This window comes from Martelella sp. AD-3, from assembly GCF_001578105.1.
GTDB lineage: Bacteria > Pseudomonadota > Alphaproteobacteria > Rhizobiales > Rhizobiaceae > Martelella.
In genome coordinates this window covers 4,002,306-4,028,215 of the sequence record NZ_CP014275.1, presented here as the reverse complement: position 1 = coordinate 4,028,215, position 25,910 = coordinate 4,002,306, and the positions used below count along the sequence as shown (strand labels likewise).

The 25,910-nt window shown below is 62.8% G+C and carries 29 protein-coding genes and 1 pseudogene; 27 read left to right on the top strand and 3 right to left on the bottom strand.

What is annotated here, in order from left to right; all coding sequences use genetic code 11:
- The first annotated feature begins 61 nt into the window (after nucleotides 1–61).
- From AZF01_RS18565 to AZF01_RS18555, 3 genes are all read left to right on the top strand, one after another.
- Nucleotides 62–4,384, top strand: a complete 4,323-nt coding sequence (locus tag AZF01_RS18565) for a strawberry notch-like NTP hydrolase domain-containing protein (protein ID WP_024707712.1) — start codon at nucleotides 62–64, stop codon at nucleotides 4,382–4,384.
- Complete coding sequence (locus AZF01_RS18560) at nucleotides 4,384–5,421, top strand: toprim domain-containing protein (RefSeq protein WP_024707711.1); 1,038 nt, start codon at nucleotides 4,384–4,386, stop codon at nucleotides 5,419–5,421. Before AZF01_RS18565 ends, AZF01_RS18560 begins: the two co-directional genes overlap by 1 nt.
- Before the next feature lie 306 nt (nucleotides 5,422–5,727).
- A complete protein-coding gene (locus AZF01_RS18555; RefSeq protein WP_024707710.1) occupies nucleotides 5,728–6,654 on the top strand; it encodes a DUF2493 domain-containing protein in 927 nt (308 codons plus the stop codon).
- Between the two features lie 32 nt (nucleotides 6,655–6,686).
- Here the strand turns inward: AZF01_RS18555 and AZF01_RS18550 are convergent, their stop codons facing one another.
- Entirely contained in the window at nucleotides 6,687–7,187 is a 501-nt protein-coding gene (locus tag AZF01_RS18550; RefSeq protein ID WP_015740143.1) for a hypothetical protein, read from the bottom strand.
- 232 nt (nucleotides 7,188–7,419) lie between these two features.
- Here AZF01_RS18550 and AZF01_RS24540 point away from each other — a divergent pair, with 232 nt between their 5' ends.
- The 6 genes and pseudogenes from AZF01_RS24540 (at nucleotide 7,420) to AZF01_RS18520 (ending at nucleotide 11,117) form a co-directional block, all read left to right on the top strand.
- Nucleotides 7,420–7,776, top strand: a complete 357-nt coding sequence (locus tag AZF01_RS24540) for a hypothetical protein (RefSeq protein WP_024707709.1) — start codon at nucleotides 7,420–7,422, stop codon at nucleotides 7,774–7,776.
- Between the two features lie 13 nt (nucleotides 7,777–7,789).
- Entirely contained in the window at nucleotides 7,790–8,089 is a 300-nt protein-coding gene (locus AZF01_RS18540) for a transposase (RefSeq protein WP_051424042.1), read from the top strand.
- The gene (tnpB, locus tag AZF01_RS18535) at nucleotides 8,086–8,433 is read left to right on the top strand and encodes an IS66 family insertion sequence element accessory protein TnpB (protein ID WP_024707707.1); all 348 of its coding nucleotides are present in this window, start codon (nucleotides 8,086–8,088) and stop codon (nucleotides 8,431–8,433) included. Before AZF01_RS18540 ends, tnpB begins: the two co-directional genes overlap by 4 nt.
- Nucleotides 8,434–8,491: 58 nt before the next feature.
- Nucleotides 8,492–9,991, top strand: a complete 1,500-nt coding sequence (locus AZF01_RS18530) for an IS66 family transposase (protein ID WP_061449818.1) — start codon at nucleotides 8,492–8,494, stop codon at nucleotides 9,989–9,991.
- Nucleotides 9,992–10,000: 9 nt separating this feature from the next.
- Nucleotides 10,001–10,225 (top strand): annotated as a pseudogene (locus AZF01_RS18525) (hypothetical protein); the annotation flags it as partial.
- A 565-nt stretch (nucleotides 10,226–10,790) separates the two neighbouring features.
- The gene (locus AZF01_RS18520) at nucleotides 10,791–11,117 is read left to right on the top strand and encodes a DUF736 domain-containing protein (RefSeq protein ID WP_024708792.1); all 327 of its coding nucleotides are present in this window, start codon (nucleotides 10,791–10,793) and stop codon (nucleotides 11,115–11,117) included.
- 94 nt (nucleotides 11,118–11,211) lie between these two features.
- Here the strand turns inward: AZF01_RS18520 and AZF01_RS18515 are convergent, their stop codons facing one another.
- Together AZF01_RS18515 and AZF01_RS18510 are read right to left on the bottom strand one after the other, a co-directional pair.
- Complete coding sequence (locus AZF01_RS18515) at nucleotides 11,212–12,453, bottom strand: type II toxin-antitoxin system HipA family toxin (RefSeq protein ID WP_024708791.1); 1,242 nt, start codon at nucleotides 12,451–12,453, stop codon at nucleotides 11,212–11,214.
- Entirely contained in the window at nucleotides 12,431–12,751 is a 321-nt protein-coding gene (locus AZF01_RS18510) for a helix-turn-helix domain-containing protein (RefSeq protein ID WP_009450556.1), read from the bottom strand. Before AZF01_RS18510 ends, AZF01_RS18515 begins: the two co-directional genes overlap by 23 nt.
- Nucleotides 12,752–13,070: 319 nt before the next feature.
- Between AZF01_RS18510 and AZF01_RS18505 the strand changes: the two genes are divergently transcribed.
- From AZF01_RS18505 to AZF01_RS18420, 18 genes are all read left to right on the top strand, one after another.
- Nucleotides 13,071–13,337, top strand: a complete 267-nt coding sequence (locus tag AZF01_RS18505; RefSeq protein WP_024708790.1) for a helix-turn-helix transcriptional regulator — start codon at nucleotides 13,071–13,073, stop codon at nucleotides 13,335–13,337.
- 60 nt (nucleotides 13,338–13,397) lie between these two features.
- Nucleotides 13,398–13,673: a DNA -binding domain-containing protein gene (locus AZF01_RS23645; RefSeq protein ID WP_081725814.1), complete on the top strand. Its 276-nt coding sequence runs from the start codon at nucleotides 13,398–13,400 to the stop codon at nucleotides 13,671–13,673.
- A gap of 128 nt (nucleotides 13,674–13,801) precedes the next feature.
- Nucleotides 13,802–14,134, top strand: a complete 333-nt coding sequence (locus tag AZF01_RS24535) for a transcriptional regulator domain-containing protein (protein ID WP_244435579.1) — start codon at nucleotides 13,802–13,804, stop codon at nucleotides 14,132–14,134.
- Nucleotides 14,070–14,567: a DUF2285 domain-containing protein gene (locus AZF01_RS18490; protein WP_051424091.1), complete on the top strand. Its 498-nt coding sequence runs from the start codon at nucleotides 14,070–14,072 to the stop codon at nucleotides 14,565–14,567. The genes AZF01_RS24535 and AZF01_RS18490 overlap by 65 nt, the downstream gene beginning before the upstream one ends.
- Before the next feature lie 136 nt (nucleotides 14,568–14,703).
- Entirely contained in the window at nucleotides 14,704–14,985 is a 282-nt protein-coding gene (locus AZF01_RS18485; protein WP_010336149.1) for an AlpA family transcriptional regulator, read from the top strand.
- 19 nt (nucleotides 14,986–15,004) lie between these two features.
- Nucleotides 15,005–16,150, top strand: coding sequence for a replication initiator protein A (locus AZF01_RS18480; protein ID WP_024708787.1), 1,146 nt, complete (start codon nucleotides 15,005–15,007; stop codon nucleotides 16,148–16,150).
- Nucleotides 16,147–16,800, top strand: a complete 654-nt coding sequence (gene parA, locus AZF01_RS18475) for a ParA family partition ATPase (RefSeq protein WP_024708786.1) — start codon at nucleotides 16,147–16,149, stop codon at nucleotides 16,798–16,800. The genes AZF01_RS18480 and parA overlap by 4 nt, the downstream gene beginning before the upstream one ends.
- Nucleotides 16,797–17,051: a hypothetical protein gene (locus AZF01_RS18470; protein ID WP_024708785.1), complete on the top strand. Its 255-nt coding sequence runs from the start codon at nucleotides 16,797–16,799 to the stop codon at nucleotides 17,049–17,051. The genes parA and AZF01_RS18470 overlap by 4 nt, the downstream gene beginning before the upstream one ends.
- On the top strand, nucleotides 17,048–17,566 hold the full coding sequence (locus tag AZF01_RS18465; protein WP_061449817.1) for a DUF2840 domain-containing protein: 519 nt from the start codon (nucleotides 17,048–17,050) through the stop codon (nucleotides 17,564–17,566). Before AZF01_RS18470 ends, AZF01_RS18465 begins: the two co-directional genes overlap by 4 nt.
- Nucleotides 17,563–18,099 (top strand): S26 family signal peptidase, encoded by a 537-nt coding sequence (locus tag AZF01_RS18460; RefSeq protein ID WP_061449816.1) that lies wholly within the window; start codon nucleotides 17,563–17,565, stop codon nucleotides 18,097–18,099. Before AZF01_RS18465 ends, AZF01_RS18460 begins: the two co-directional genes overlap by 4 nt.
- Before the next feature lie 35 nt (nucleotides 18,100–18,134).
- Nucleotides 18,135–18,470 (top strand): DUF736 domain-containing protein, encoded by a 336-nt coding sequence (locus AZF01_RS18455; protein ID WP_024707407.1) that lies wholly within the window; start codon nucleotides 18,135–18,137, stop codon nucleotides 18,468–18,470.
- Nucleotides 18,409–19,185: a lytic transglycosylase domain-containing protein gene (locus AZF01_RS18450; RefSeq protein ID WP_371260651.1), complete on the top strand. Its 777-nt coding sequence runs from the start codon at nucleotides 18,409–18,411 to the stop codon at nucleotides 19,183–19,185. The genes AZF01_RS18455 and AZF01_RS18450 overlap by 62 nt, the downstream gene beginning before the upstream one ends.
- Nucleotides 19,186–19,498: 313 nt before the next feature.
- Entirely contained in the window at nucleotides 19,499–21,571 is a 2,073-nt protein-coding gene (locus AZF01_RS24760) for a relaxase/mobilization nuclease domain-containing protein (protein ID WP_024707405.1), read from the top strand.
- A gap of 120 nt (nucleotides 21,572–21,691) precedes the next feature.
- Nucleotides 21,692–23,680, top strand: coding sequence for a conjugal transfer protein TraG (locus tag AZF01_RS18440; protein ID WP_024707404.1), 1,989 nt, complete (start codon nucleotides 21,692–21,694; stop codon nucleotides 23,678–23,680).
- Nucleotides 23,681–23,694: 14 nt separating this feature from the next.
- Complete coding sequence (locus tag AZF01_RS18435) at nucleotides 23,695–24,156, top strand: CopG family transcriptional regulator (protein ID WP_024707403.1); 462 nt, start codon at nucleotides 23,695–23,697, stop codon at nucleotides 24,154–24,156.
- 146 nt (nucleotides 24,157–24,302) lie between these two features.
- Nucleotides 24,303–25,295 (top strand): P-type conjugative transfer ATPase TrbB, encoded by a 993-nt coding sequence (trbB, locus tag AZF01_RS18430; RefSeq protein WP_024707402.1) that lies wholly within the window; start codon nucleotides 24,303–24,305, stop codon nucleotides 25,293–25,295.
- Nucleotides 25,292–25,624, top strand: a complete 333-nt coding sequence (locus AZF01_RS18425; RefSeq protein ID WP_009450539.1) for a TrbC/VirB2 family protein — start codon at nucleotides 25,292–25,294, stop codon at nucleotides 25,622–25,624. Before trbB ends, AZF01_RS18425 begins: the two co-directional genes overlap by 4 nt.
- Nucleotides 25,624–25,905: a VirB3 family type IV secretion system protein gene (locus tag AZF01_RS18420; RefSeq protein ID WP_024707401.1), complete on the top strand. Its 282-nt coding sequence runs from the start codon at nucleotides 25,624–25,626 to the stop codon at nucleotides 25,903–25,905. Before AZF01_RS18425 ends, AZF01_RS18420 begins: the two co-directional genes overlap by 1 nt.
- The last annotated feature ends 5 nt before the right edge of the window (nucleotides 25,906–25,910 follow it).

Below are 25,910 nucleotides of genomic sequence, written 5' to 3'. Positions count from 1 at the left end.
CGGGCGGTCGAGAGAGAGCGCTGTTCGGGCCTGTCCTTTCCGCTCTCCTGAGGTTCCAGGCATGAACATGGTGTTCCCCGTGACCGACCCGGTCACACCAATGGCGGCTGCGCCCGCCATTCTGGCTGCGGCCAATCTTTTACTCCCCCATCTGGAACGCGGTCAGCGCGTCGATGCTGCCATCCTGCGCGGTGTGATGGAAACGGCCTTCGGCGCATCTGACGCTACCGGCGTCTGGGACTGGAAGCTCGCTTATGAGGCGTGCGAAGTCGCTGCCGTTCTCTTCCTGCGCAAATACGGAAAGGCGCTTTTCCGTAAAGCCGCGTCTCCGGCTTCACGGATTTCTGTGCTGGCAAAGGTCGCGGGGCTGCTGCCCACGCAGACCCGACGTTCCGAGGAAAGCCAGAACTTCCAGCAATTTTCGACGCCGATCCCGCTCGGCCTTGCCGCTCTGACAGCCGCCGCGATCACACCCGATGATCGCGTGCTGGAACCATCGGCGGGCACCGGCCTTCTGGCGATCCTGGCGCAGACGATCGGCGGCTCGCTGATCCTCAATGAACTTGCCGAGACCCGCGCCGATCTGCTTGCCCAGCTCTTTCCGGCTTTTGCCGTCACCCAGTTCGACGCCGCCCAGATCGACGACCATTTGCCCCCAGATGCCGTCCCGTCCGCGGTGCTGATGAACCCGCCCTTCTCGGTTATGGCCAATGTCAGCGGGCGTGTCGCCGATGCGGCCTACCGCCATGTTGTCTCGGCGCTGGCCCGTCTTGCACCGGGCGGTCGGCTGGTGACGATCACCGGCGCAGGCTTTGGTCCCGAGGCCCCGGCATGGCGGGACGCTTTCATCCGCTTGCAGGCGCGTGGCCGTGTGGTGTTCAGCGCCGCCATTGATGGTGCGGTCTATGCCAAGCACGGCACCACGATCGACACGCGGCTGACCGTGATCGACAAACTGCCCGCCGACGATCCCGCCAGTTTGCCGGCTTCGCCGGGGATCGCGCCTGATGTTGCCACGCTGATCGGATGGATCGAGGAACAGGTTCCGCCGCGCCTGCCAGTGTCATTGCCGAAGATCGTGGTTTCCGCTTGGGCCACCGCGCCGAAGACCGTGCGGGGCTATCTCGCTCGCTCGGCGGCTACGCGATCTGTCGCTGCTTCGCCCAATGATCCTGATGGCGTCGAACTCGCCTATGAGGCCGTGGACTGGACGCCACCGGAAGGCGCTCGCCTGTCCGACGCGATCTATGAGGAATATGCGCTGCAATCGCTGCGTATCGCTGGTGCACAGCCGCATCCGACCAAGCTGGTGCAATCCGCCGCCATGGCCTCGGTCGCACCGCCCAAGCCTTCCTACCGGCCCATGCTGCCGCCCGACATCTGCGCGCGTCTGTCGGACGCCCAGCTTGAAACGGTGATCTATGCCGGTGAAGCCCACGCCGATCATCTCGCCGGCGCCTGGACCGTGGACGAGCATTTCGACAATGTGAGCGCCGCGCCCGAGGATGCTGCCGGATCGATCCGCTTTCGCCGGGGCTTCATGCTCGGTGATGGAACCGGCGCTGGCAAGGGTCGCCAGTCCGCCGCCATCATTCTCGACAACTGGCTTCGCGGTCGGCGCAAAGCGATCTGGATCTCCAAATCCGACAAGCTGATCGAGGACGCGCAACGCGACTGGTCGGCGCTCGGCATGGAACGGCTGCTGGTCACGCCTCTGTCACGCTTCCCTCAAGGCAAGCCGATCACGCTGTCGGAAGGCATCCTTTTTACCACCTATGCCACGCTACGCTCCGACGACCGCGGCGAGAAGGTTTCCCGCGTCAAGCAGATCGTCGAATGGTTAGGGTCCGATTTCGATGGAGCCATTATCTTCGACGAGAGCCATTCCATGCAGAATGCCGGTGGCGGAAAAGGTGAACGCGGTGATGTCGCCGCCTCGCAGCAGGGACGTGCGGGCCTGCGGCTTCAGCACGCGCTGCCCGACGCCCGCGTCGTCTATGTCTCGGCGACTGGCGCCACCACCGTCCACAATCTCGCCTATGCTCAGCGCCTCGGCCTCTGGGGTAGTGAGGATTTTCCGTTCCAGACGCGTGCCGAGTTCGTCGAGGCGATCGAATCCGGTGGCGTTGCGGCCATGGAGGTCCTGGCCCGCGACCTGCGATCTCTCGGCCTCTATACCGCCCGCTCACTCTCCTATGATGGCGTCGAATATGAACTGATCGAGCATCAGCTCACGGACGAACAGCGGCACATCTACGACTCATATGCTGCCGCCTTCGCTGTCATTCATGGGAACCTGGACGCGGCGATGGAAGCCGCCAACATCACCGGCAGCGAGGGGACGCTGAACCGGCAGGCCAAATCCGCCGCCCGTTCGGCCTTTGAAAGCACCAAGCAGCGCTTCTTTGGCCATCTGCTGACCTCCATGAAAACCCCGACCCTGATCCGGTCTATCGAGGCCGATCTGGAGGCGGGCCATGCCGCCGTCATCCAGATCGTCTCGACCGGCGAAGCCCTGATGGAACGGCGGCTATCCGAGATCCCCACCGAGGAATGGAACGATATTTCCGTCGATGTCACGCCGAGGGAGTATGTCGGCTCGTATTTGCAGCATTCCTTCCCGGTCCAGCTCTACGAGCCGTTCACCGACGGTGAGGGGAACCTCTCGTCACGACCCGTCTTCCGCGATGGTCAGCCGGTGGAATGCCGCGAAGCCGTGGCGCGGCGCAACGAGATGCTGGAGCAGCTGGGGTCGCTTCCGCCTGTCCCCGGTGCGCTCGACCAGATCGTGCAGCGTTTCGGTACGGATATGGTGGCCGAGGTCACAGGCCGTTCGCGCCGGATCGTGCGCAAGGGTGACGGGGCATCGGCACGTCTTGCGGTCGAGAACCGTGCGCCTTCTGCCAACCTTGCCGAGACGTCAGCCTTCATGGATGACCAGAAGCGCATCCTCGTCTTCTCTGATGCTGGTGGCACGGGGCGCAGCTATCACGCCGAACTCTCGGCGAAAAACCAGCGGCTGCGCGTGCATTACCTGCTGGAACCGGGCTGGAAGGCCGATGCCGCCATTCAGGGGCTCGGGCGCACCAACCGCACCAATCAGGCGCAGCCGCCGCTGTTCCGACCCATCGCCACGGATGTCAAAGCCGAGAAGCGCTTCCTTTCGACCATCGCCCGCCGCCTCGACACGCTGGGCGCGATCACACGCGGCCAGCGTCAGACCGGCGGTCAGGGGCTGTTCCGTCCCGAGGATAATCTGGAATCCGCCTATGCCCGCGATGCGCTGCGCCAGCTCTATCTGCTGATCGTGCGCGGCAAGGTCGAGGGCTGCTCGTTGGAGCGGTTTGAAGCCGCCACCGGCCTGAAGCTGATGGATTCGACCGGCATCAAGGACGACCTGCCGCCGATCACCACCTTCCTCAACCGCCTGCTGGCGCTGACCATCGAGTTGCAGGGCATCCTGTTCTCGGCCTTCGAGCAGCTTCTGCAGGCGCGGATCGACGGGGCAATTGCATCCGGGACCTATGACATGGGGTTGGAAACGCTGAAGGCGGAGAGCTTCATCGTCACCGACCGGCAGGTGATCCACACCCATCCGGGCACAGGGGCGGAAACCCGGCTCCTGACGCTCACCGAGCGCAGGCGCAATCAACCGGTTTCGCTCGATGCCGCGCTGGCGGAACTGGATGATCCCCGCGCAAGATTGCTCATCAACGAGCGATCCGGTCGCGCCGCCGTGCAGATCCCGACCACCAGCATCATGCTGGATGATGGCGAGATCGAACGGCGCGTGCGGCTGATCCGGCCGATGGAGGCGATGAACATTCCTGTGCGGGCGATGGGTGACACCCACTGGATCGAGGCCGACCGTTCCGCCTTCAACGCAGCCTGGAAGACAGAACTGGCCGAGGTGCCGGAGTTCACCGACAGTACCCTGCATATGGTGACAGGGCTGCTTCTGCCGATCTGGAAACGCCTGCCGCAGGAGTCTTCCCGTGTCTATCGGCTCCAGACCGACGAGGGCGAACGCATCATCGGTCGCCGGGTATCGCCGGCCTGGGCCGCCAATGCTTCGACCAGTGGCGTCACCAACAGCCTGACACCGGATGCCGCCTATGCTGCGCTGATCGAAGGTCGCACGATCCTCGACCTTGCCGAGGGGCTGCAACTGCGCCGCGTCCGCGTCATGGGCGCCAACCGGATCGAACTGACCTGCTTTACCGATGCAATGCGTGATCGGCTGCGGGCCTATGGTCTCTTCAGTGAGATCATCTCGTGGAAACTGCGCTTCTTCGTACCCGTCGATGCAACGGGGCCGGAGATCATCGGCAAACTGCTTGACCGCTTCCCGGCCCTGCGCATCGGTGAGCGGGAGGCCGCATAATGTCGCGTCTCAACGCTTCCGAACTGGCGCACCGTCTCGGCCGACAGGCCGAGGCGGTGTGCCGCCACTATCTCTCCAATGGCCGCAAACAGGGCAATTACTGGCAGGTTGGCGATGTCCGAAACACGGCTGGCCGCTCGATGTTCGTCCGGTTGCACGACAGCGTGAAAGGCATTGCCGGCAAATGGCAGGACTCGGCCACGGGTGAATATGGCGATCTGCTGGATGTGATCCGGGATTCGCTCGGTCTGATCGACTTCGCAGATGTTGCCGAAGAAGCCCGGCACTTCCTCAGCCTGCCGCATCCTGAACTGCAGCCGTCATCCTGTCCGTCCCGAACGCCTGCACCATCGGGATCATCCGAGGCGGCACGTCGCCTCTGGCGCATGACACAGCCGCTGATCGGCAGCATCGCAGAAGCGTATTTACGCGGACGCGGCATTACGGATTTACGCCAAACCGCAAATCTGCGCTTCCATCCCAACTGCTACTGGCGCCCCGAGGACGATGGCCCGACGCAAACCTGGCCCGCCATGATCGCCGCCGTTACCGACCTCGATGGCAGGATCACCGGCGCACACCGCACATGGCTGGCCTCGGACGGCTCCGGCAAAGCACCTGTCGATCCGCCGAGGAAGGCAATGGGCGACCTGCTCGGACACGCGGTTCGTTTCGGGGATGCGAAGGATGCCATGGCAGCGGGGGAAGGTATCGAAACCATCCTGTCGCTTCGTCAGGCTTTGCCCACCATGCCGATGGTTTCCGCGCTCTCGGCCGGACATCTCGCTGCCATCCTGTTTCCGCCGCAACTGCGCACGCTCTATATCGTCCGCGACAACGATCCGGCAGGTGACAGCGCCCGTGATAGCTTGGTGAACCGGGCGCACGAGGCCGGGATCAAGGCTATCACGCTCTCGCCCATGATGGGGGACTTCAACGAAGATCTCGCAACTCACGGGCTGGATGCCGTTCGGGCAGAGATCCGGGTGCAAATCGCTCCCGAGGACGTCAGCCGTTTCACGGCTTCAAGTGCATAGCCGGTACGGATCCGTGATCGGGGCGTTCCGATCCTGTCATGCGCATAGGCTGCATCCTGTCATCAGCAGAGGACCGCGCCTTGGCCTTCCGAGAGGGCGATCGGCCCACAAACGCTCCGGTCAGGCAATGGCGGCGCCCGACTGATTTCCGTCGGCGGCGGAGCCGCCTTTACAGCGCGAAACAAATCAGCCGGGCTTTGCCATCAAGGCACTCGCCAGAGGCTCGCGCTGCCAGACCGGAGCGCCCGTGCGCTTTCGTCGCCATGAAGGCCGCGACGGTCGCGGTCCAACTGACGGAAGCATCCCATGTACGCGCACGACGATTTCGAACCCGATCACAGCACGTCCCCGACCGGCCATGCCATCGAGGAACTCGAACTCTACGGCTACCGCCCCTCCGAAGACGAGGCCGATCCCCGGATCACACCCGAAGATCACGTCATCCAGGGCGCAGTCTCCGACATCTTCGACGCCCTGATTTCCACCATGGCCGACACCAGCCTCGATTTCGACCTCGACGAAATCCTCTGGTCCACCGTCAACACCTTCCACCGCGCTGTCGAGCGGATCGAGCACAAACTCGACGATAACGAGCAGGCGCAGAAACGCCTTCAACGCGAACAGGACGGCAGCGAAGTTAAATCCGTCCAGCTCGAAACCCTGATCGGTGCAGGCCAAAGCCTGATCGAACGCCGCGACAGCATGGAGACCTTCCGTGAAACCGCCGCCGACATCTATCTGCGCACTACCGGCACGCCCTGGTCGCAACGCTCCGGCTCACGGGTCAACCATCGCCAGATGACCTCGGCCATGATCGACAGCCGCGACTTCATCGCCGCAAAGCGCCGTGCCGACAACGAGGTGCTGCTGCCCGCAGGACCGAAGATCGCCTTCTCGGGTGGCGACACCACCGATCACCGGACGATCTGGGCCAAGCTCGATCAGGTCCACGCCAAGCACCCGGACATGGTGCTGATGCACGGCGGATCGCCCAAGGGCGCGGAACGCATCGCGGCCACCTGGGCCAATAACCGCAAGGTCGCACAGGTCGCCTTCAAACCCGACTGGGCAAAACATGCCAAGGCAGCACCGTTCAAGCGCAACGACCAGATGCTCGGCATCATGCCGATCGGGGTCATCATCTTCCCCGGCACGGGTATTCAGGACAACCTGGCCGACAAGGCTCGCAAGATGGGCATCCCAGTTTATCGCTTCGGGACCGGCAGCGCGTGAGCGCTGCCGGTTCGGCATAACGCCATTGCGCACTACTGCAAGAGCGCCAGGTCCTCCCAGCGAATCCGGAGATAACGGCCTGAGCGCTTTGGCAATTGCTTGCGGCTGACCATTCGCCCGGAGACCTGGAACTCCGCATTTATTTTGACCACGAGCAACTTGTTGAAATGCCTCGATGTATCCACCATCACCACGTCCTTGGTCTTGAAAGGTGTGATGGTTTTGATTTCGACATGATCGTTTTCGAGCCTGCCGTCCGAACCCTGCGCGTAGGTCTTGTTCAACTTGATGCCGTAGGTGATGGCCCCGAACAATTCGCCGATGTCGCCATACACGGACAAATGCAGGCCAGTCTCCAGATGGTAGCTCTCAGCGAGTGAGATCAGGTCCTCAAAATATGGGATCATTGATCGGATGGCGTTTGGATACTTCGCTCCCCACTCCTTGTGACGAAGCTGCTCATCGATGTCTGACCAGCTTACCCATTCGCCATCGTCGTAAAATGCTCGATCTGACCAATCGATTTCTGCCATAGACTTTAACCCGCAGCCTTCCACCACCCAACAATATAACCACCGTAGAGGTAGAGCCGATACTGGTCTACCAGACGCATCAGCTTTCTTGTTCAAGCGGCAAGTTTACAGAGAGGCTTGACCTTACAAACTATCTCATCTCGCCCGGTGAGAGGAATGCTGCTATTCTGTGGCTGCGCCGTGGTGGTGGTGGAAGGCGCAACCGTCCAACCTTTTGCACGGAGACACCACCATGATCGTTCTCGGAATCCTCGTTTCCATCGCAGCCATCGGCACCATGTGCTGGCTGCTGTTCAATCTCGCCGTATTCGCTTTGCCGTTCTTTATTGGCCTGAATGCAGGCGCCTTGGCCTATGATACTGGGGCTGGTTGGCTCGGCGGCATCGTCGTTGGTCTTCTCGCCGCCGGTCTAACGCTGGCTGTTGGTCAGGGCCTGCTCATGCTGATCCGCCCGATGTGGGCGCGTCGTAAGCGTCCGGCGTGCCCGCTCTGCCGGGAGTGCTGCGTAGAGGGTAGTGTCCACTATCGGATAATGGACACTATCGGGGTTGCTTGTGACGAAGCGTCGGAAGCGTCGGGTTTGGTCTGACGAAGAGAAGCGGATGATCTGCGGGCAGACGCGTGTGCCCGGTGTGTCGGTGAGCCAGGTCGCCCGGCGGTATGACGTGAACGCCAATTTGGTCTTTGCCTGGTTGCGCGATCGCCGGTTTGCAGATGCCGACGCGGCCGATGTCGCGCGCTTTCTGCCGGTTGAGATCGTCGCGGAGGTGAAGGCGCCTGTGGCGATGCCCGCCGCAGTGAACCACATCGAGATCGAACTGGCGGGCGGGCATAAGATGCGGATCAGCGGCGGGTATGACCCCGAGGCGCTGGCGCGGCTGATCCGGGGCCTGACGGCGTGATCCCGGTTCCGGCTAACACACGGGTCTGGTTGGCGGCGGGTGTCACCGACATGCGCAAGGGGTTCACGGCGCTGGCGGCTCAGGCCGAAGCGGTGCTGAAGCAAGACCCGTTCAGCGGACATCTGTTCGTCTTCCGTGGCCGTCAGGGCGATCTGGTGAAGGTCATCTGGTGGGATGGTCAAGGCGCCTGCATGTTCATGAAGCGGCTGGAGAAGGGGCGGTTCGTCTGGCCTTCGGCCAAGGAGGGGAAGGTTGCGCTGTCGCCTGCACAGTTGGCGATGCTGCTGGAAGGGATCGACTGGCGCGCGCCGCAGCGGTCATGGCAGCCTCTGGCTGCGGGATAATCTGCCATCCTGCAAGAGAAGGATTCCCACAAGGAATACAGTGGGATAATCTTCTTGCATGCTGGATCGCACCCTGACCTTGCCGGAAGACCCCGAGGAGTTGCGCAGCTTCACCGCGCGGCTTCTGGCCGAGGTGAAGGCGCAGGCGATCCTGATCGAGAAGCTGCGGCACCAGCTGGCCGGGCACCGAGCGCACCGGTTTGGCGCGTCGTCTGAGACTGCGGAACAGCTTCAGTTGGCCCTGGAAACAAGCGAGATTGCCGCCGCCGCGATGACCGCGCGGATGTGTCTGCCGGACATCGAAGAGAAGGACAAACCGAAGCGCCGCCCGATCCCGGATCATGTCCCGCGGATGGAAGTCGAACTGACGCCCGGTGCCGATGCCTGCGCTGACTGCGGCGGCCGCCTGCGCCGGATCGGCGAAGATGTGACCGAAGAACTGGAATACATCCCCGGGCGCTTCATCGTGAACCGGATCGTCCGTCCGCGCCTGACCTGCGCCTGCTGCGAGAAGTTTGTTCAGTCGCCGCTGCCCTCGCGCCCCATCGAGCGCGGCCGCCCGGGGCCAGGTCTCTTGGCCCACGTGCTGGTCAGCAAGTATGCCGATCATCTGCCGCTCTACCGCCAGAGCCAGATCTTCGACCGCGAAGGGCTGGACCTCGACCGGTCCACCCTGGCCGACTGGGTCGGCAAGACCACCGCCCTGCTGGAACCCGTCGCAGACGCCATCGGCCGCCATGTCCTGTCGGCCGAGGCGATCTTCGCCGATGACACGCCGATCAGCATGCTCGCTCCCGGCAGCGGCAAGACCCAGACCGCACGGCTCTGGACTTATGCGCGTGACGAACGACCGTGGGGTGGCGCGGCCGCGCCCGCCGCCTGGTATCGCTTCTCCGGTGACCGCAAGGGCCAGCACCCGAAGGACCATCTCGCCCGGTTCCGCGGCTGGATGCATGCCGACGGCTATGCCGGGTTCGAAGACCTCTACCGAACCGGCGCCATCCGCGAGGTCGCCTGCATGGCCCATGTGCGGCGCAAGTTCGTCGACATCCACCGGTCGCAGGGCTCTCCCATCGCCGAACAAGCCATCAGCCGGATCGCGCAACTCTATGCTGTCGAGAAGGAGGCCAGAGGCTCCCCACCAGATGTCCGGGTCGAACTCCGCAAGGCACATGCGGCCCCGGTCTTCGAAGACCTGGAGGTCTGGCTGACCATGCAACTCACCACGATCTCTGGAAAATCCCCGCTCGCAGCCGCCATCCGCTATGCCCTGACCCGCATGGAACGCCTGCGCCCCTATCTCGACAACGGCATCCTGGAACTGGACAACAACGCCGCCGAACGCGGCATGCGCGCCATCGCCCTTGGGCGGAAGAACTACCTCTTCGTCGGTTCCGAGGCTGGCGGCAAAGCCGCGGCCATCGCCTACACCCTGATCGAAACGGCCAAGCTCAACGCCGTCGATCCCCACGCCTGGCTCGCCGACACCCTCGCTCGCATCCCCGACTACAAAATCACCAAGGTCGATGAACTGCTGCCGTGGAGATGGAAAGGATAGCGGTCAGCCCGGACGGTTACGGCGCGTCTGCTGATTGCTCTGGCCTTCGTCGCTCCGGCGGGAATGGCCGGATTTTACGCCACGCTCGGTATTGTCAAGCACATGATGCCCTCGGAGATATGGCAACTCATCTTCTCGGTGATCGGAGCGGTTGCGGTGGGCGTGACGGCGTTCCTGCGCGTTACGGGCATGGCGGCAACCGACCACGCGGACGGCGGCTTTGCACGCACCTGAACCGCAATGATCCGTTGATGGCGACCAGAAGCGGATGCGGATCATCTTCCGTCTTCGTCAGGAAAATGGTGACAGACAGCGGGCATGCATCGAATCAGCGTGAGGCACAGACGCGGCCCATAGGAGCGCAGGGCGGTCGGCATCAGCGTTCGCGGACTGACGGGAACCCGGTTGGGGCGATGCGGGTGGGGCAGGCGGGAAAGAGAGATGCGCATGGCCTGAGACGCGGGGTGACAAAAAGGCCGGTGTTGCCGATCTGGTTATCCTGATGCAGCCCAAGGTTGCCACATCTCCGTTCAGCCCCCGTGTCTCGACCGCTCCAAACGGCCTCTTCAATGGCCTGATCTGGCCGAAGAACAGCGCGTTGCGCTTCGACCGCTTTAGCGCAACAGCGTCGTCACAACTTTCTTCCCCTGACGGCAGAGCCGCCATTCCGCGCGGAACAAGAAAGTTTCTCCTGTGCTGTCCAGCCCCGTTCGGGGTGCGCCAGCGTTCGTCTCCGGCCGGTCGATCGCCATAGAGGCCGCAATGGTGCGGGCTCGGAAACGGAAAACGGAGACTTAAAATGGCAACCATCGGCACCTTCAAGAAGACTGGCTCGAACGAATTCACCGGCGAAATCGTCACCCTCAGCGTCCAGGCCAAGGGCGTGCGCATCGTTCCCGACCTGCGCGCCACCGGCGAGAACGCCCCCAGCCACCGGGTTCTGGTCGGCCGCGCCGAGATCGGCGCCGCCTGGTCAAAGCGCTCCAACGAGGGCCGCGACTATCTGGGCCTCAAGCTGGACGATCCGAGCTTCAACGCTCCGATCTACGCCAACCTCTTCGACGAAGAAGACGGCGAAACCTTCTCGCTCATCTGGTCCCGCCCCAACGGTCGCCGCGGCGACTGAGGCGCGGAACAAAGGCTCCGACCGCAAGGTCGGGGCCTTTCCCGTGCCCGCGGGAAAGCCGCCAGGCCCGGTGACCTGTCCGGGCTGGAACTGCTCAGCCGGTCAGGATCGGGATCATGGTTTTCACATGGGCGTCGATCCGTTCCAGCACGGGCGGGGGGACCACCTCGCGTTCCGGTAGTGTCCACCATTTCGCATCGATGCGTTTCACCGTCTCGACAACGGCCTTGAGCACGGCTGGCTCGGGAAGCCTTGCCCGATTGGCAAACGTCTTCCAGCGGGCCGGGGCCAGGCCCTTGAAGGCCCGCTCGCCGCCCAGTGACAACGCCAGCCCATCTGCCGGAATGTAGGGAACGGTCGAAAGCATGTCGTAGATCGGTGCAAGAGTGGGCGTGTCGCCGTCGCCCGGATAGATCAGCGACCAGTTCTTGAGATGCATGTCGCCATTGCCCATGACCACCGAGTAGGTCAGCCGCCGGACAAACTCCAGCGCGGCGAACGGCGAGATTGCCACATTCAGCACAGAGGCGATGTCGTGGGAGGCGGCGCCATCATATTTACGTGCCGGGTACAGGCCGAAAACCTGCGCGAAATCTTCGATATGGATGCGTTGCCCATCTGCCCCGCGATCAAAACGCCGCACGAGCAGGACCAGCCCCTCGGCAAGTGTTTCGAACTCTTCGGGAATCCCCTCGAACTGGTCCCGTCTGACCAGTTCCCGCTCGGGCACGTCCATGCCGATTGCTTCGGCAAGTGCGAGGTTCGCGAACTCGTTTTCCGACACGCCCGGAAAGGCGGTCGAGGGGAATTTCGCAATATACTGGCCCTCGTCATCCCCGAGCGGCAGGGTCAGTCCGCCGCCCTTGCCCGTGTTCTTCATCACCGATAGCTTCATCTGCACGCCCGCCAGCGAGAAGCGGGCTTTTGGCCGACCTTGGAGAGCCGTAGCCGCGATACCCGGTTGACCGTCACTGGGCAGCACCCGAACGGCACCCGGCAGGTCCGCGCCCAGAGCTGCCAGGAGATCGAAATCATTCCCCGGCCGCACATTGCCCGCATGGTGCTTTTCCATCGCCTCGCGCAGTCGGTCTTCGGGCAGCAGGTTGGCAAAGAAGGGCGGCAGGCTGCCTGCGACAGGTCGCGGATCCTTGCGCAGGCCCCCTGATGCCGCGCGCAGCGACAGGCTCAGAACCGGAATGCCGCCGGTCGCGCGATAGGCCGGATCAAGGCTGAAGGCGTTGAAATCGCCCGGCGTCCTGACGATCGTGCCAACCTTCGCACTGTTCAGGAACACGTCCAGCGAGGTGATGGTCTCAGCGGTACGGACGGCTGTCATCGTCGCTCTCCGGTTGCGGGCTGAAGGCCGGATGATCATCCTCGGCCTCGGGGCGCAAAAGCGCCTCGATGGCGGGCACCATCGCCTGCGGGACCAGCATCATTTCCAGCCCAAGCGCCCGGGCAATGTTGATCAATGTCGTGGTGCGCGCGGCCGCTGCCCCCGTCTCGATGTCGCGGTAGCGCGGGCGCGAAATGCCCGCAAGATCGGCCACCTGCTCCTGGGTCAACCCCGCTGCAAGACGCGCGCGGCGAAAATGGTCGCCGATCAGCCTCAGTGTTTCTTCTTCCGCCTTCATGTGATACCTTTACGGATCATTCTTGCCGCATTGATCTGGATGGGTATCATACCCGGTGTAGAATGCAACAAAAATGATCTCCAAACATATCACTACCATTTCCCATGGAGCGTTTGGGGATCATCTTGCGCTGGTCGACGCTACGGCCAGCACAAGTGCTGCAATTGCGGCATACAGGCGAATCAGTCGGGCTGCATGCTCAGCCGTGCAGATAACGCCCTGGCCAGATTCGACGATTTCGTATGGCGTATCGGGCGAAGGCGACTAAAATAGCCGTAGTTCTGGAATGCGCGCCGGTCGCGATGGGAGGTGATCATGCATGATCACCGCTCGACAGTCGCGGGCCGCACGCGCGTTGCTGGGTTGGACGCAGGAGACGCTCGCTGACAAGGCCCGAATATCGCTGACTGCCCTGAAACGCCTTGAGTCCGAGAACCGGCTCGAGGTGTATGAGACAACGCGGGATCAGGTGCGCCGGGCGCTTGAAGCAGCAGGGATTGTTCTCCTGTCCACGGATCGCGGGCAAGGAGTATTGCTGGTTCATGACCAAGACGAGAAGAGATACCGACAGATCCATGACGCCTGACCGGCGCCGGCGGCATCATCAATCCGCCGCCGCGGCCTGCGCCCTGCGGCGGCCCTCGACATGACATCCGCAGTCATCCCCTTTGACGACATCGTGCCTGTCGGCGACGAGCTGACCGAATATGATCGCGCGCACGTCAAACTCTACATGCGGCTGCTTGATGCTGACGCCGATGGTGCGGAATGGACCGAAGCCGTCAACATTCTGTTCGGTATCGACCCCGCCCTGGAACCAGTGCGCGCTCGGCAGGTTCATGACAGCCATCTGGCCCGCGCGCGCTGGATGACACAGAGCGGCTATCGCCAGTTGCTGCGTCATCCGACAGATCGAACCTGACCTCGCCGCCGTCGCACCAGTGATGCCCTCAGAGCATCACCCCATGTCTTCGTTCCGGCTTCCATCTCGGTAGCGGCGCCGCAATTCTTTCACGCTCCACCTGTGCAGTTTCAACCAGGAGCGGAGCAATGAAGCCGGATACATCCCGCTGGCGAGACCAGGACCAGTATGAATTCTACGATGCGCTGCCCGTTGAGGGTGTCGCCTGGGAATGCCTGCGCCGTAACGCCTCCTATCAGGCCAGTTTCGATGATCTTGTAGCGCAAGGCAGCGGGCATCTTCCCTTTGCGGATGATTTCCAACATCGCTGGGGGTTGCGATTTCCCGGCAGACCCCTGCTTTTCCGCGCTCGACCAACCGGTCATCTGGTCGCCTGTTGCCAATCCGGACGTGCTGATGCTCGGGGCGGCGCCCGATTTTCTTCCGCCTTCTCCGTCCGCCTTATCGGTCGATCTTGCTGATGCCATCTGCGGACCAGAGGGGACATATGGTGTCTTTGACGCCAGAGACGGCGTTCAATATCTGATCCTCGCCGACACCGATGCCAATTCGCAGCCGGCGATCATTCTGCCACTTGACGAAAATCTGCCGGATCGGCTCGAAGCCATTCTCAGGCTCTGGCACATGCTGGCCGGGAGACCCGCGCGCCGCGACCCCAGGATGACGCCGTATCAGCGCCGGCGGTTTCGCCTGATGATGCAAGCTGCCGACGGAAACGCCAACCACGCGACCTATCGTGAGATTGCCATCGCCATTTACGGCGAGGCGCGCGTTCGCGCTGAGCCGTGGAAGACATCGGCTTTGCGCGCCTCTGTCATCGCCCTTGTCCGATCTGCCGCCGCGCTGATCGACGGCGGTTATCAGGACCTTTTGCGCCATCGTCGCAAACCCTGACACTGACGTCTGATCGAGGGTGAGGATTTTACCCCTTCGATCTTCCTCATCCCCCATGCCGCCGCGCCTTCGCCACCGTGCGCATGTCATGCCGTTGATCGTCAGCGGCATCCTGCACAACCACGGAGGCCACCCCATGCGACCTGATCTCGCCGCCTTGCCGCCACGCTACCTGCGCACCAAGGAAGCTGCCGATTTCCTCAGCCTGTCCGCGCGCACGCTGGAAAAGCACAGAACCTACGGAACCGGACCTGCCTATCACAAGCTCGGCGGCCGCGTTGTCTATTCGGTCGAGGATCTCGCAGCCTGGGTTGCGCGCGGATCAGTCACCTCCACGTCGGACCCACGCGGACAGGTTCTCCCGGCGAAACCTCTGCCCCCGACCGCGTTCACCTCGCCCAAGCGCATCACGCGCTGAACGTGGTTGTCACCCTCTGATGGCAGCGCAGCATCCATCCGCCTCGGAACGCGGACAACTCGATCTGTTTCGGACGCTTCCCGGTGAATTCGCTCCACGAGACGCGCAGGATCTCATGGCCTATCCTTTCTTTTCCCTTTCTAAATCGCACCGTATCCGCCCGATTGACTTTGCCCTGGGCAATGTCTCGATCCGTGTCGAAGCTGTTCCCGATCACGGCATGGCGACGATCTGGGATGCCGATATTCTGATCTGGGCGGCCAGTCAGATTGTTGAAGCGCGGGACGCCGGTCTGCGCACGTCGCGCCTGATGGCGGCAACGCCCTATGAAATCCTGACATTCACAGGGCGCGGAACCTCCCTGAGGGACTATCAGCGCCTGAAGGCGGCGCTGGACCGGCTGCAATCGACCACGGTTGCAACCTCGATCCGCCAGCGCGGGAATGGACGGCGACATCGCTTTTCGTGGATCAACGAATGGCACGAGCGGACCGATGCCAATGGCCGCCCGGACGGCATCGAGATGATCGTGCCCGACTGGTTCTACAGTGCGGTTCTGGATGACGCCCTGATCCTCACCATCGACCGGGCCTATTTCAATCTGACCGGCGGGTTGGATCGCTGGCTCTATCGCCTGGTGCGCAAGCATGGTGGGCGGCAGAAAAACGGTTGGCGGTTCGACTTCCGTCACCTGCACCAGAAATCGGGCAGTCTGTCGCCGTTCAAGCGCTTCGCCTTCGAGCTGCGCGACATTATCCGCCGCCAGCCACTGCCCGGCTACACCCTGTTCGCCGAGGTCGAAACCGGCGGCCGGATGCTGCTCGCTTTCGAGCCTGTCCCGGCCTGTGGAAAACCTGTGGATAGCCTCGTGCTATCGGGAACCCGGACTATCGTGCCATCAGGAACCGGAGGCTCGTGCTATCGGGAACCCAAACACCTCCTATCCTTCGGTAATAAAAGCGAAAATTGCGCCCTTAACTTAGAGTCTAACACAGAATCTAACTTTGAAGAGCGGCGGCGCGATGTGGAAAAGCTCATCGCGAAGGCTGGTGCGGCCCTCAGATCGGGTGCCCATAAAGGCAAGCTGACACCCCCAAAGCAGGGATCGCCCGCGTCAACAAGCACGCCTGAACTTCCTCTCGGCAAACCGAGAGGACGGCGATGATTGTTGCGCTCCTCAATCAGAAAGGCGGCGTGGGCAAGACGACGCTGGCGCTGCATCTCGCCGGAGCCTGGGCTGCGCAAGGCAAGCGGGTCATCCTGATCGATGCCGATCCGCAAGGCTCCGCACTCGATTGGTCGGAGCGGCGCAGCCATGAAGGGCTGCCAAGGCTGTTCGCCGTCATCGGCCTTGCCCGCGATACCCTGCACAGGGAAGCGCCGGAGCTGGCGCGTGACGCCGATCATGTCGTTATTGATGGTCCGCCCCGTGTCGCTGGCCTGATGCGCTCTGCGCTGCTTGCTGCCGATCTGGTGCTGATCCCGGTGCAGCCATCTCCTTTCGACGGCTGGGCCTCCGCCGAGATGCTGGCGCTTCTGAACGAAGCCCGCATCTATCGCCCTGAACTGGCCTCCCGTTTTCTGCTGAACCGATGCGGTGCGCGCACCGTCATCGCCCGCGAAACGGCAGAGACACTGGCCGAACATGATCCGCCCTTGCTGGCCACGACGGTCGGCCAGCGTGTCGCCTTCGCCGAAGCCGCACAGACCGGACGGCTGGTCTTGGAGACAGATGGCGGCGAACGGGCCGCACAGGAGGTCACAGCGCTGGCGGCCGAGATCAATGGCCTCGGTGTCGGGAGGATCGTGCCATGACACGTCCGCCCGTCAAATCCGGCTTCGCATCGCGTCCGGGCAATCCCGATAGCTGGGTCAGAGCCGCCGATGCGCCGGCAACCGGCAAGACGGCTACGGAGGCGTTCACCGCCCGCCTGACCATCGACATCGCGCCCGAACTGCGCGGGCGCATCAAGGTTGCCGCTTTCCGCCGCGGTGTCACCGTCGCCGTGATGCTGCGCGAGCTGCTGGTCCGCGAGTTTCCACCCATCGAAGGAGATCAGTCATGACCGGCAAAACCGTGCGCGCTGCTCATGAACATCCGCAGGCGGACGGGCCTGCACCGTTCACCACATTGGTCGAACTGACCTTCCAGAAGAGGAAGGTCGAGCGCTGGATACGCTTCGGCCGCAAGAGCTTTGAACAGATCATCGACCGCCGCCGCAGTCTGATCGGTTTTGCGCCCGAAAGCATCTTCGCCTTCGTCCGCTGGGCCTCCAACGATTACGGCACCATCGTCTCGCGACTCGACATCCTGCGCGCCGTTGGTCGCGGCGAACCGTACCAGACCGTGCCTTTCGTTCGTCCTGGCGGCGAGATCCTGCTGCGTAATGATGGCTGGCGACAAGTCCAGCGGGTGCTGGCCCTGATTGATGCCGTGGACGCGCTTGGCGTCGATCCGGCGGATGTTGCGCCGGACCATTGGCGGCACGTCCACAACCGCTTGAGTGCCGGTCAGGAACCCAATCCCTACACCCCGGAGCGCCATGCCGCGTGGGTCAACCGCCGGAGAATTGCGCCATGAGCCGCCGTCATACTCTCGCGGTGTCCATGCTGGCTGTCGGAACACTTGTCGCCACGGCGGTTGCCGATCTGCCAACCCGGCTGATCTGGAATGCGACTGCCAGCGCGCCCATCGGCTTCTACACAGTTGCTCCCGCCAATGCGCTCGAAGTTCCCGAACTGGTCGCCATCATGCCGTCTGAGCAGTCCATGGTCGAGCGCGGCTATATCGGACGCGGCGTGCCGCTGCTGAAGCGCGTCCTCGGCCTGCCAGGACAGCGCGTCTGCCGCAACGGTGCGACCATTACCGTCGATAATGTCGAGATGGGGGACGCACTGGAGCGCGACCGTATGGGCCGCGATCTGCCGGTCTGGCAGGGCTGCCGCATCATCGGCGAGGGTGAACTCTTCCTCATGAATTGGGACATCCGGGACAGCCTCGACGGCCGTTACTTCGGACCTGTTCCCGCCAGTTCCGTCATCGGCAGGGCGCTCCCGCTGTGGACCGATGAGGAAGGCGATGGCCGCTACGAATGGCGGGCGGCCACGCATTGAACCCACGCCAAATCCACCAACACAGGAGATGTACCATGCCACAGATCGGTCAATTCGCGCGTGACGCATCCGGCTTCGCCGGTCAGCTCGTCACGCTCACCATGAAGCGCGATCTTGTTATCGTACCCACTGAGCATTCCGATGCGGAGAATGCGCCGGACTATCGCGTCCATTACATTGAACATGACGGGCCAGAGGTCGGCGCTGCATGGAAACGCACCGGCGAAAAGGCTGGCGAATATCTCTCGGTGCTGCTTGACGATCCCGCCTTGCCGCAGCCGATCCGCGCCAATCTGTTCCGCGACGACGATGCAGGCTCGTCATGGTCGCTGCACTGGAGCCGCCCGCGGCCCCACGAAGATCGAGACTGAGATCATGCGATCCCGCGCCCTTCTTCTCTTCACGGCCCTTATGTCGGCTGGCAGCGGATTGACGCCTGCATTTGCGCAGGTCACGCCGCAACCCGCGCCTGTTACCGCGCATCCCCATGTTGCTTTCATTGCCGAGGCGTCACAGCGCTTCGGCATTCCAGAGCACTGGATTCGGGCTGTGTTGCGTGTGGAAAGCGCGGGCGATGTGCGCGCCATCTCATCGGCGGGTGCAATGGGACTGATGCAGGTCATGCCCGACACCTGGGCGGGCCTGCGCAGCCGCCATGGTCTCGGGCGCGATCCTTACGATCCGCGCGACAACATCCTCGCAGGCACAGCGTATCTGCGCGAGATGTGGGACCGCTATGGCAATGTCGCAGCCATGCTGGCGGCCTACAATGCCGGTCCCGGTCGCTATGACGAGCATCTGGCGACCGGCCGCACTTTGCCCGCAGAAACACGCGCCTATGTCGCCACGCTCGCACCGCTTCTCGGCGGTGCGACTGCGCCTGATGTGCCGATGATCGTTCCGCCGCCACCGCCGGATTGGCGCGAAGCTCCGCTCTTTGTTGCGCAATCCGGCGGCAATTCGGCGGCGGTCAATCAGCCGTCAAGCGACATCCGCGCAACCGTTCCTCTGCGCGATTCCGTCGATCAGGAGCCGCAGGACGGCGGCATATTCGTGGCCCGTGCGAGCAATGGCGACAAGCCATGAGCATGGCGTTTACGCGCTCGTTCGGTCCATTTCCGGTGTGCAGTCAGGCTTGGGTGCGCCTGGCAGCATTCCCGGCAGGAAGGGCAAAAAGGGCAGGGAAGGCGGAGGGCAAGATAAAGGAAACCGGCACCGTGTCGGGCCGGTTTCTGGGCAAGCCCTTGTCTGCACACTGTTTTGGGGCGCGGCGCACGGCACCCTGCCTCCGGGCCTTGCGTGCCGCGATGTGGCGCAAAGCCTTGGCTTTACTGGGTTTTGACCGGCACTATGGGCGAATACCAGCCGTTTGCGTGCCTGAACGGCATGGGATGCGCTCATGAGCGCCGACGACGAGAACCGCTTTCGCCCCAGGCCTGGCCGGATCAAATCCGACGTGCCGAAGGGGGGCAAGGCGAAGAGCTTTCTGACGCAGGCGAAGAAGCTGGCGCGTCAGCATAGCAACGGTCCCGGTCGATCATCATCATTCGCATCACGGACGTCCTCGTCGTCTTCATCTGGTTCGGCCGGAAAGAGCGGGAAGGCATCGCGGGCGAGCAAAGGTCCGGGCGTCAAGCGTGGGCGTGGGGCGGCCTTTGTCCGCGCCAGAACCCTGTCGGGCGGCTGGCGTCACAGTGCGACCGGAGTGCGCCGCGTCGTCGTCAAAACCCGGTACGTTCAGAGCGCGGGGAAGAACGGCAAAGGGGCTGCCCATCTGCGCTATATCCAGCGAGACGGAACCTCGCGTGATGGCGAGCGTGGCCAGCTCTATTCGGCGACCGAGGATCGCGCCGATGGAGATGCCTTCCTTGATCGCGGCAAGGACGATCGCCATCAGTTCCGCTTTATCGTTTCGCCCGAAGATGCCGCCGATCTTTCCGACCTCACCGAACACACCCGCGATCTGATGAGCCGCATCGAGGCCGACCTTGGCACGAAACTCGATTGGGTGGCGGTCAATCACCACAATACCGGACATCCCCATGTCCATGTCATCGTTCGGGGCAAGGACGATCTGGGCGAGAACCTGGTCATCAATGGCGACTATCTCGGCAATGGCATTCGTGAGCGGGCGAGCGAACTGACCACGCTGGAACTCGGCCCCGTGACTGAGATCGAGCAGAGCCGCAAGCTGTCTGCCGAAATTGATCAGGACCGCTTCACCCGCATCGACCGCGCTATGACCGAGGAGGCTGACGAACGGTTCCTCGATCTTCGCCACGAACCGGCAAATGCCCGCCGCCAGTTCAATCGCACGCTTCGCCTGCGCCGTCTCGCCAAACTGGAAAAGATGGGGCTGGCTACGGAACATGCACCTGGCGTCTGGGAGCTTGGCGAGAAGATGGAGCCGGCGTTGCGTGAACTGGGTGAGCGCGGTGACATCATCCGCAACATGCACAAGGCGCTGAAGGCCGACGGGCTGGAGCGCGATCCGATGACGTTCCAGCTTCACGATACCGCACCTGCGGCGCCCATCACTGGCCGCATCGTGGACAAATATCTCACCGACGAGATGGGCGAGAGCCTGACGCTCGTGGTGGACGGTATCGACGGACGAACACACCATCTTCCCGGCATTGATCCGGCCCGCGTCGAGGATGCCCGGATCGGCAGCATCGTGGAAGTCGGTCCCGCCGATACAGCACAACGTCCCTCTGATCGCACCATCGCTGCGATCTCGGAGAACGGTATTTACCGACCGAGCCGCCATCTGGAACAGGCGAAGTTCGAAGGACGTATACCGGGCGGCGATTACGAGGGCTATGTCGATGCCCATGTCCGGCGACTGGAGGCGTTGCGCCGCGCCGGCATCGCTGAGCGGATCGACGCTGACCAGTGGCGCATCCCCGATGACTTCGAGAGCCGCGCCACCGCCTATGATGCCGGTCGCAACCGGCAGGCCAGCATCCGTGTCGTCTCGACCTTCGATCTGGAAAAGCAGATCGGCGCCGATGGTGCGACCTGGTTGGACCGACGACTGGTTATGCCGGACGCTTCGGCCTTTACCCCGGCAGGTTTCGGCCAGCAGGTGCGCGAGGCGATGGATCAGCGCCGTGAGCATCATATCGCACAGGGCGATGCCACGCGGCAGCAGAATGGACGCATTTTCTATCGGCGAAACCTGCTCGCCAATCTGCGGGAACGGGAAGTGGCCCGAGTCGGTGCGGAGATGGCCGGGAGCAAGGCGCTGCCATTCCGCGCGGCTGCCGATGGAGAAACTGTCACTGGCAAGTTCACCGGGACCGCACATCTATCGAGCGGCAAGTTCGCCATTATCGAAAAGAGCCACGAGTTCACTCTCGTCCCATGGCGGCCAGTAATCGACCGCCAGATCGGCCGCGAGGTTGCTGGCATCGTGCAGGGTGGATCAGTCTCGTGGCAGTTGGGGCGGACGCGGGGGCTCGGGGTTTGAGCCTTTGCCGATATACCGCCTATAGTATCCGGCAACGCGGCGCCCCCGCCTTTCCTGTTGCCACTCGCAAAAACCTCTATTCTCTGATCGGCTCCGTCTCTCTTGCCAATTGGAGCCTGTATGCGTGGAGGCCGAATACTTTGGGTCCAGATCATTGTCGTGTTCACCATCATCGTGGTGATGGTCTGGGCTGCAACGCAATGGGTGGCTTTCCGGCTCGGCTTCCAGCCACAGCTCGGCAACCCCTGGTTCGATATTGCCGGATGGCCGTTCTACTATCCACCGGCCTTCTTCTGGTGGTGGTTCTCTTACGATGCCTATGCGCCGGGCATCTTTACCGAAGGCGCGTTCATCGCCACGTCCGGAGCGGTTCTGGCCATAGCTGCCGCCTTTCTCATGTCGATCATCCGGGCACGCGAGGCTCGTAATGTCGCCACCTATGGCTCAGCGCGATGGGCCGAGGATAAGGAAATCCATGCTGCCGGATTGCTCGGCCCGGATGGCGTCGTGCTGGGGCGGCACAGCAAGGATTATCTGCGTCATGACGGCCCCGAGCATGTTCTGTGCTTTGCGCCAACCCGATCCGGCAAGGGCGTGGGCCTCGTCGTGCCAACGCTGCTGACCTGGCCGGGAAGCTGTATTGTCCATGACATCAAGGGGGAGAACTGGAATCTGACAGCGGGATTCCGGTCCCATCATGGCCGGGTCCTGCTGTTCGATCCGACCAATGTATATTCCGCAGCCTATAATCCGCTGTTGGAAGTGCGGCAGGGGGAATGGGAAGTCCGCGATGTGCAGAACATCGCGGACATTCTTGTTGATCCCGAAGGCAGCCTCGACAAGCGCAACCATTGGGAAAAGACCAGCCACAGCCTACTCGTCGGCGCGATCCTGCACGTTCTCTATGCCGAGAAAGAAAAGACACTGGCTGGTGTCGCCAATTTCCTGTCCGATCCGCGCCGTCCGGTCGAGGCAACCTTACGCGCAATGATGGACACGCCGCATCTGGGGGAAGCCGGTGTTCATCCTGTCATTGCCTCGTCTGCGCGCGAGCTTCTCAACAAATCAGAGAACGAACGCTCCGGCGTCCTTTCGACCGCCATGTCGTTTCTCGGTCTTTACCGAGATCCGGTTGTCGCCTGCGTGACGGCGCGCTGCGATTGGCGCATCGCCGATCTGGTCGGCGCGAAGGAACCGGTGAGCCTCTATCTCGTCGTACCGCCCTCGGACATCAATCGGACCAAACCGCTGATCCGCCTCATCCTCAATCAGGTCGGACGGCGGCTAACCGAGGAACTGGAGACCTCCGGCAAGCGGCACCGGCTGCTGTTGATGCTCGACGAGTTTCCGGCACTGGGGCGGCTGGATTTCTTTGAATCAGCGCTGGCGTTCATGGCCGGCTACGGCCTGAAAGCCTTTCTGATTGCCCAATCTCTCAACCAGATCGAGCGCGCCTATGGGCAAAACAATGCCATTCTCGATAATTGCCATGTGCGCGTGGCCTTCGCCGCCAATGACGAACGCACCGCCAAGCGGATCAGCGATGCGCTCGGCACGGCTACGGAAATGCGCGATTCCACCAACTATGCCGGCCATCGCCTCGCGCCATGGCTGGGGCACCTCATGGTGTCGCGGCAGGAAACGGCGCGGCCATTGCTGACGCCCGGCGAAATCATGCAGCTTCCGCCAACCGACGAGATCGTCATGGTAGCGGGTGTGCCGCCCATCCGCGCCGCCAAGGCGCGCTACTATGCCGATGCGCGGCTTCAAGAACGGGTGCTGCCGCCGCCCGACCTACGCAAGCAGTCGGTGAAGATGGAAACATCGGCGCCAGACGACTGGACGAGCCGTGTTGTTACGGCCGCGGCCGGCCACGGACCCACGTCGAACACGTCCGACGACGATCCTGCCAATGCCGGTATCCGTCGTGAGCCGGAGCTTCCCGAGCATGAGGAAATCATCCCGCCACCACCGCCGCCATCGCAGGAGTTCGACTTTCTCGATGATGAGCCCGACGTCGATGCCGCCAAAGCCCGTGCCATGCGTCAGCGGATGCGCATGGTCGCGCGGCAGGCGTCACTTGACCCAAATGACGGCATCGAGCTTTGAGAAGGAAGACAGGCATGACGAGTCGAACCCGCATGAATGTCTACTTCTCCCCGGATCTGCTGAAGCAGGTCGAGGGTCTGGCGCTGCGTTGCAATGTTTCAAAATCCGCGGTGATCGAGGCTGCGGTAGCATCCTTCCTGTCCGGTGACACGACCGAACGGCTGGAAGCCGCAATGTCGCGACGCCTGGATAAGCTTGGCCGCCAGTTCGATATGCTGGACGAAGATGTGGCCATCCTCGGCGAGACGCTTTCGCTGTTCGTACAATTCTGGCTCACCATGACGCCGCCGCTGTCAGATAGCGCGAAACAATCGGCGCGCATCAAGGGCAACGAGCGCTTCGAAGGCTTCATGCAGACGCTGGGCAAGCGCCTGGCTTCCGGCGACAGATTCCTGAAAGAGTTGTCGCGGGATATGGATTCGCTTCACGATCTTTCGTCACAAGGCCAGTCCGAAGCGGATGGAAACCAGCTCTGAACTTTAGATCCATCCTATTTGCCGCCCTGCGCCGCCGATGCCCGCACACGCGTAAACATCTGTTGAAACGGCCCTAAATCAGGTTCTTTTAATCGACCCCAATCCGGGGTCCGTCTTTTGCGCGTCCCGCCATGAATGGGGCCGCCATGACCGCATCACATCAGAAACCCGAGACGATTGCGCGTGGTGCGCGGATGCTGCGCACCGCGCTCGGGGCATCGATTGCCCGGTTTCTGGAAGATCCAGCTGTGGTTGAGGTGATGCTGAATCCCGATGGCCGCATCTGGGTGGATCGGCTCTCCGAAGGGCTGGCCGATACGGGGGAGAGGCTGTCGGCTGCCGATGGCGAGCGGATCGTCAGGCTGGTCGCCCATCATGTCGGCGCCGAGGTTCATGCCCGCAATCCGCGTGTGTCGGCTGAACTGCCCGAGACCGGCGAACGGTTCGAGGGTCTGCTGCCGCCGGTGGTCGCAGCACCCGCTTTCGCCATACGCAAGCCTGCCGTCGCGGTGTTCACGCTCGACGACTATGTAAACGCTGGGATCATGACCAGTGCTCAGGCCGAGGTGCTGCGCCTGAACGTCGCCACGCGCGCCAATATCCTTGTCGCGGGCGGCACCTCGACCGGAAAAACCACGCTGACCAACGCGCTGCTGGCAGAAGTCGCCAAGACTTCGGACCGCGTCGTGATCATTGAAGACACGCGCGAACTGCAATGCGCCGCGCCCAATCTGGTCGCGATGCGCACCAAGGATGGCGTGGCGACCCTCTCCGACCTGGTGCGTTCGTCGCTGCGCCTGCGCCCGGATCGCATCCCGGTCGGCGAGGTGCGCGGGTCCGAAGCTCTCGACCTCCTTAAAGCCTGGGGCACCGGCCATCCGGGCGGGATCGGCACCATCCATGCCGGTTCCGGCATTGGCGCGCTGCGACGCCTCGAACAGCTCATCCAGGAAGCCGTCATCACCGTCCCGCGCGCCCTGATCGCCGAGACAATCGACCTCGTCGCCGTTCTTGCCGGACGCGGCTCTTCCCGCCGGCTGGTCGAACTCGCCCGCGTCGATGGGCTGGGGCCGGACGGCGATTACGCCATCACGCATCCCATCACTTTGGCAACCACCCCGAAAGGAAACCTTTCATGATCCGCACGATTTCACGCGGCTGCCGCATCATGGCAACCGCCGCTGCCACTGTTTCCATCAGTCTGATGCTGGCGCCTGCCGCACACGCCTCCGGCTCCTCCATGCCCTGGGAGGCACCGCTTCAGTCGATCCTCCAGTCGATCGAGGGTCCTGTCGCCAAGATCATCGCCGTCATCGTCATCATCGCCACCGGCCTGGCGCTGGCCTTTGGCGATACCTCCGGCGGCTTCCGCCGCCTGATTCAGATCGTCTTCGGCCTGTCCATCGCTTTCGCCGCGTCGAGCTTCTTCCTGTCGTTCTTCTCGTTCGGCGGCGGGGCGCTCATCTGATGGCGGGCGGGTTTGAACAGCTCGATACGGTGCCGGGCTTCTCCATCTCGGTTCACCGGGCGCTGACCGAGCATATCCTGCTCGGCGGCGCACCGCGTTCGATTGCCATTGTCAACGGCACGCTGGCCGGCGCCGTCGGCCTCGGCCTCCGTCTCTGGCTGGTTGGCATCGCCATCTGGGCAGTCGGTCATTTCCTCGCGGTATGGGCTGCCAAACGCGATCCGCTCTTCGTCGAGGTGGGGCGCAGGCATCTGCGCATCCCCGGTCATCTGTCGGTGTGAGGGCG

Excerpts from the sequence above, each read along its gene's own strand:
- AZF01_RS18490 (WP_051424091.1), top strand. The coding sequence starts at position 14,070 with ATGCTCGGGGCGGCGCCCGATTTTCTTCCGCCTTCTCCGTCCGCCTTA.
- AZF01_RS18555 (WP_024707710.1), top strand. The coding sequence starts at position 5,728 with ATGTACGCGCACGACGATTTCGAACCCGATCACAGCACGTCCCCGACC.
- AZF01_RS18510 (WP_009450556.1), bottom strand. The coding sequence starts at position 12,751 with ATGAAGGCGGAAGAAGAAACACTGAGGCTGATCGGCGACCATTTTCGC.
- trbB (WP_024707402.1), top strand. The coding sequence starts at position 24,303 with ATGACCGCATCACATCAGAAACCCGAGACGATTGCGCGTGGTGCGCGG.
- AZF01_RS18425 (WP_009450539.1), top strand. The coding sequence starts at position 25,292 with ATGATCCGCACGATTTCACGCGGCTGCCGCATCATGGCAACCGCCGCT.
- AZF01_RS18520 (WP_024708792.1), top strand. The coding sequence starts at position 10,791 with ATGGCAACCATCGGCACCTTCAAGAAGACTGGCTCGAACGAATTCACC.
- AZF01_RS24540 (WP_024707709.1), top strand. The coding sequence starts at position 7,420 with ATGATCGTTCTCGGAATCCTCGTTTCCATCGCAGCCATCGGCACCATG.
- AZF01_RS18460 (WP_061449816.1), top strand. The coding sequence starts at position 17,563 with ATGAGCCGCCGTCATACTCTCGCGGTGTCCATGCTGGCTGTCGGAACA.
- AZF01_RS18560 (WP_024707711.1), top strand. The coding sequence starts at position 4,384 with ATGTCGCGTCTCAACGCTTCCGAACTGGCGCACCGTCTCGGCCGACAG.
- AZF01_RS24535 (WP_244435579.1), top strand. The coding sequence starts at position 13,802 with ATGAAGCCGGATACATCCCGCTGGCGAGACCAGGACCAGTATGAATTC.
- AZF01_RS24760 (WP_024707405.1), top strand. The coding sequence starts at position 19,499 with ATGAGCGCCGACGACGAGAACCGCTTTCGCCCCAGGCCTGGCCGGATC.
- AZF01_RS18565 (WP_024707712.1), top strand. The coding sequence starts at position 62 with ATGAACATGGTGTTCCCCGTGACCGACCCGGTCACACCAATGGCGGCT.
- AZF01_RS18550 (WP_015740143.1), bottom strand. The coding sequence starts at position 7,187 with ATGGCAGAAATCGATTGGTCAGATCGAGCATTTTACGACGATGGCGAA.
- AZF01_RS18420 (WP_024707401.1), top strand. The coding sequence starts at position 25,624 with ATGGCGGGCGGGTTTGAACAGCTCGATACGGTGCCGGGCTTCTCCATC.
- AZF01_RS18480 (WP_024708787.1), top strand. The coding sequence starts at position 15,005 with ATGGCAGCGCAGCATCCATCCGCCTCGGAACGCGGACAACTCGATCTG.
- AZF01_RS18485 (WP_010336149.1), top strand. The coding sequence starts at position 14,704 with ATGCGACCTGATCTCGCCGCCTTGCCGCCACGCTACCTGCGCACCAAG.
- AZF01_RS18455 (WP_024707407.1), top strand. The coding sequence starts at position 18,135 with ATGCCACAGATCGGTCAATTCGCGCGTGACGCATCCGGCTTCGCCGGT.
- AZF01_RS18530 (WP_061449818.1), top strand. The coding sequence starts at position 8,492 with ATGCTGGATCGCACCCTGACCTTGCCGGAAGACCCCGAGGAGTTGCGC.
- AZF01_RS18515 (WP_024708791.1), bottom strand. The coding sequence starts at position 12,453 with ATGACAGCCGTCCGTACCGCTGAGACCATCACCTCGCTGGACGTGTTC.
- AZF01_RS18505 (WP_024708790.1), top strand. The coding sequence starts at position 13,071 with ATGATCACCGCTCGACAGTCGCGGGCCGCACGCGCGTTGCTGGGTTGG.
- AZF01_RS18435 (WP_024707403.1), top strand. The coding sequence starts at position 23,695 with ATGACGAGTCGAACCCGCATGAATGTCTACTTCTCCCCGGATCTGCTG.
- parA (WP_024708786.1), top strand. The coding sequence starts at position 16,147 with ATGATTGTTGCGCTCCTCAATCAGAAAGGCGGCGTGGGCAAGACGACG.
- AZF01_RS23645 (WP_081725814.1), top strand. The coding sequence starts at position 13,398 with ATGACATCCGCAGTCATCCCCTTTGACGACATCGTGCCTGTCGGCGAC.
- AZF01_RS18540 (WP_051424042.1), top strand. The coding sequence starts at position 7,790 with ATGATCTGCGGGCAGACGCGTGTGCCCGGTGTGTCGGTGAGCCAGGTC.
- AZF01_RS18465 (WP_061449817.1), top strand. The coding sequence starts at position 17,048 with ATGACCGGCAAAACCGTGCGCGCTGCTCATGAACATCCGCAGGCGGAC.
- AZF01_RS18470 (WP_024708785.1), top strand. The coding sequence starts at position 16,797 with ATGACACGTCCGCCCGTCAAATCCGGCTTCGCATCGCGTCCGGGCAAT.
- AZF01_RS18450 (WP_371260651.1), top strand. The coding sequence starts at position 18,409 with ATGCAGGCTCGTCATGGTCGCTGCACTGGAGCCGCCCGCGGCCCCACG.
- AZF01_RS18440 (WP_024707404.1), top strand. The coding sequence starts at position 21,692 with ATGCGTGGAGGCCGAATACTTTGGGTCCAGATCATTGTCGTGTTCACC.